This window comes from Streptomyces sp. NPDC102437, from assembly GCF_044765565.1.
Taxonomy (GTDB): Bacteria; Actinomycetota; Actinomycetes; order Streptomycetales; family Streptomycetaceae; genus Streptomyces.
Genome location: NZ_JBIWKI010000124.1, coordinates 1 through 3,682 on the forward strand (window position 1 = coordinate 1; position 3,682 = coordinate 3,682).

The 3,682-nt window shown below is 70.0% G+C and carries 3 protein-coding genes and 1 pseudogene; 1 reads left to right on the forward strand and 3 read right to left on the reverse strand.

The features are described from left to right. Positions 1-271, reverse strand: a pseudogene (locus tag ACIRJP_RS42085) (transposase); the annotation flags it as partial. 109 nt (positions 272-380) lie between these two features. On the opposite strand from ACIRJP_RS42085, the gene ACIRJP_RS42090 reads away from it, so the two are divergent. Next, positions 381-1,091, forward strand: a complete 711-nt coding sequence (locus ACIRJP_RS42090; RefSeq protein ID WP_404186453.1) for a transposase family protein — start codon at positions 381-383, stop codon at positions 1,089-1,091. Positions 1,092-1,651: 560 nt separating this feature from the next. Here ACIRJP_RS42090 and ACIRJP_RS42095 read toward each other — a convergent pair. Next, on the reverse strand, positions 1,652-1,906 hold the full coding sequence (locus ACIRJP_RS42095) for a hypothetical protein (RefSeq protein WP_404186455.1): 255 nt from the start codon (positions 1,904-1,906) through the stop codon (positions 1,652-1,654). A gap of 9 nt (positions 1,907-1,915) precedes the next feature. Further along, complete coding sequence (locus tag ACIRJP_RS42100; RefSeq protein ID WP_404186457.1) at positions 1,916-3,400, reverse strand: hypothetical protein; 1,485 nt, start codon at positions 3,398-3,400, stop codon at positions 1,916-1,918. Positions 3,401-3,682: the final 282 nt, after the last annotated feature.

Sequence of the window (3,682 nt, forward strand, 5' to 3'; positions counted from 1 at the left end):
CCTGGTCGGCGATCACGCGGGCGTCACGGGCGTCCGTCTTGCCCTGGCCGCGGTAGCTGTCGGTGGCCCGGTTGACCGCGATACCGGGGATGTAGGCGAGCTCCTGGCCATGGTTGACCAGAAGGGCGATCAGCAGGCCGGGCTCGCCGCCGGTCATGTCCAGCGCCCAGGTCGTCTTGCCGCCGTCGGCGAGGTCCAGGACGTCACCGATCAGCTTCAGCAGTTCCGGCTCGTCGTTGGCCACCCGACGCGACAGCAGCGTGTCGCCCTCGACAGCACCATGGCGACCTTCTCGTCGCCGTACTGCTCCAGGGCGGAGATGTCGACGGACTGGACCGCGGCTGGGGCTGCCACATGCGGCACTGGCCGAGCTGTATGGGGTGGACCGCTCCACCGTCTCCGACGCGATCCGCGAGGTCCGCCCGCTGCTGGCGTCCCAGGGCTACGCGGTGCCCGACCGGCCCGGGGTGCGGCTGCGCACGCTGGAGGACGTGTTCGCCTACGCCGACGCAGAAGGCGTTGGCCTCCGGATCGATGGCACCGAGGTACAGGTCCGCCGCCCGCGCGCGGGACGCCCCGGACGTAAGGCGTTCATCTCCGGCAAGAAGAAGCAGAACACCATCAAGACCGCCACCGTCAGCGACGGCCAGGGCCGCACCTTGTTCAGCGGCGTAGTCCGGCCCGGTCGGATGCACGATCAAACAGCCGTGCGCACCGAGGGGATCGCCGAGCAGTTCCGCCAGTACCCGACGGTGCAAGCTGAGGTTGACGAGGGCTACCGGGGTCTGGCCAACGAGTTCCCCGCCCAGGTCAGCGCCCCGCCGAAGAAACTGAAGGGCGACGCGGCCCTGAGCGAGCAGCACGCCTGGCGCGAACGGCGTCGCCGCCAGTCCTCCGCTCGGATCTGCGTGGAACATACCAACGCCGAGTACAAACAGTGGCGCCCTCTGCAGCGGTTCACCGGCCGCCGCGAGACCTACACCGAGACCCACCTCGCGGTCGCCGGACTGGTCTCCGACCGCTCCGCCCGGCGGGCGACCCGCCACAAGCCCAGCACCGAACTGGTCCTGACCCGACCAGCCGCCTGCTGATCAGCCACCAGCCGGACCGCCAGGCCAGGACGCCCCAACGTCATTTTTCCCCAAGGTCGTTACCTCGGCGCTATCCCACGATTGGCCGGACGTCCTGTGCCTGTCCCGCGCGCATTGCGTGAACGCGTCCGAGGAGACGATCGGCGAGTTCTACGAGGGCGCCGTCGCACTGATCGAGGCCGGGATCCCGCAGCCGGCCTTCTTCCTCGCCCGCCAGCTGGCCGAGTTGTCGCTGAAGGCGTTCGCCGGGCCCGGTCAGAAGGACCGGCACGATCTCGGCAAGCTGTTGAAGCGGCTGCAGGAGAGTGGGGATGACCTGTTTGCCGCAGGCGACGACCGGGGCTTGGTCGTCGAGTTCATCCGGGATCTGTACAACCGCGACCCGGGGGGGCGACCAGGGGCGCTATGCGACCACCATGGGCGGGGCGCTGCGGCACCTCCGGGTCGCGGGCGGTGGTCCCAGTGCCTGGTTGGGCAACGGTGGACGTCTGGGGCTGCGGACCGTGGCCCAGGGGCCGACGCGGGGTGCTCATGGGGGCCGATCGTTCGGACAACGCGGGTCATCCGGCGAGCAGGGTGTTGTACCGGGAGGCCTGCTCCGGCGACCAGTGGCGGCGGCGGTAGGCGAACAAGCTGCGGACGCTGACGAATCGGAAGTTCCCGCGCTGCTCTGCGACCAGGTGCCGGCCCTCGATGAGTTGTCCGACGACGTGCAGGCTCAAGCACAGCAAAGATGCGGCCTGCGACACCGTGACGGTCATCTCCTCCCATCCCCCGGGCCACAGCGGCTCGCTCTCCGATTCCTCCTCGTCCATGATTCTTCCCTAGCTTCCGCGGGGCGTGTCGTGCAGGTACTGAAGGCGCTGTTGCGCCAGCGAAAGGTGTCGGCGGTCGAGCATCGGAAGCGCCCGCAGCAGGCTGATCAGGTCGGGGCCGCACTCGCGTGCCTGGCCCGGGTCCGTCATCTGCGTCCAGCAGTGGTGTGCGCTCGTCGCCGCGGCGAGAACCTCCGGTGCGTCCGGGGACTGGTGCGCGAGGCGGGTCCGCCCGGCACCGATCCACAGCTGTGTCGCCAGCTGGGCGTTGCCCTCGCGCTTGGCGAGGTCGGCCCGGATCTCCACCCACTGGGTGGCCTGGGGTGAGTCGATGCCGTAGGTCTGCAGTGTGTACTGCTCCCATGCCTGGGCGAGCCGGGCGGCGTCGCGGTGCTGCCCGGCCTCGGAGAGTGCGTGGATGTACGGGCGCGGGTCCTGCTGTGCGGGGACCGGGTGCTGGGGTGGTACGTACGGCTGGGGGGTGGGTGCGGGCTGCTGGACGGGCATCGGGTGCTGGGCCCGGACAGCCTGCTGGGGCTGTTCTGTGCCCTGCTGGTGTCCTGGCAGGCCCCATCGGCCACGGTCGTCGTGTACCGGGGCGGCCGGCTGTGGTTGTGGGGGCAGTACGGCTGCAGTCCGTTGCACCGGGGCAGGGGGCGGGGCGAGGGGGTAGCTCTCCTGAGCGAGGACAGCACCCGGGATCTGAACCTGCGGGGCCGGTGCCACCTCGCTGGTTTCGTTCGGCCGCCGGCGTCGGGGAAGGAGCCGTTGCACGTTCGTCGTCTGCGTCCGGGCCGCGACCTCGGGGCTCGGCGGAGCAGTGATCTCCGGTGCGACCGGAATGACCAGTGCGCCCGGCGGCAGGGCGGCGGCTCCCACGGTGAGCGCGTGCAGTCGGGCGTTGGTGGGCCGGTCGGGGCTGCGGCGAAGCTGCTCGATCCAGTGACGGGTGTAGGTGCTCACTATGGATTCGCTGCCGGGGAAGCCGGGCGGGGCGATCACTCCGAACACCTCGGCGGACGGCGCGGCCGGCAGCGTGCCGTAATCCTGTAGCAGTGGCCACGCCGACTTGTCGGCCGCGAGGTCGAACAGCACGGTAGTCAAGCCCGGTGGGCGGTTGCGCAGTTCGGTGCCCAGCCACTCCCACGGCAGAGCGGTGTAGCGGACAGTGGCGGCCGTGGTGCCGGGCAGCGCAAGGTAGAGCTGCTGGCCGCGGCGGTCGGTGGTGAGCTTGCCGGAGAGGTAGACCAGCAGCGGGCCCGGGGTCGCTGCGGCGGCCCGCAGCCGGACCTGCAGGGCGTTCTGATCGTGAATCCCGTCGAGATATGTGGTGTCGCTCGGCACAGCGCTGCCGAGCAGGACAGGCACGGGGACGAGCGTGAGCGCCGCAAGGTTCGCGGAGGGCGCGACTTGCACAGTGCGGCGGCGAGCGGCGATGTCGCCCGCGATCAGTAGTACGTGCCCTCGCTGCTGCTTTACCCCGTTGCTCTGCATAGACAGCACCGTACTCACATGCAAAGAGCCCCGGCGGGGCGGCCTTTCCGCCGGGGCTCTTTGTTGCTGCAGTGCTCGGATCGGCTACAGCTCGATCTCCTCATCGTCGTCGCGGTCGCGGTCCTTGCTGCTGTCGGTGCTCGGCTCGAAGCTGCGGGTGTGGGTGGCGTGGTCCAGGCCTCAGGCGGCTCTACCTTCGTGACCGGGTTGGTCCTCCCATTCGTAGGGTGAGGGCGCCCAGGGGTGTCGGGTGTGGCTATCAGGCCGCTGCCGCTTCGTGGC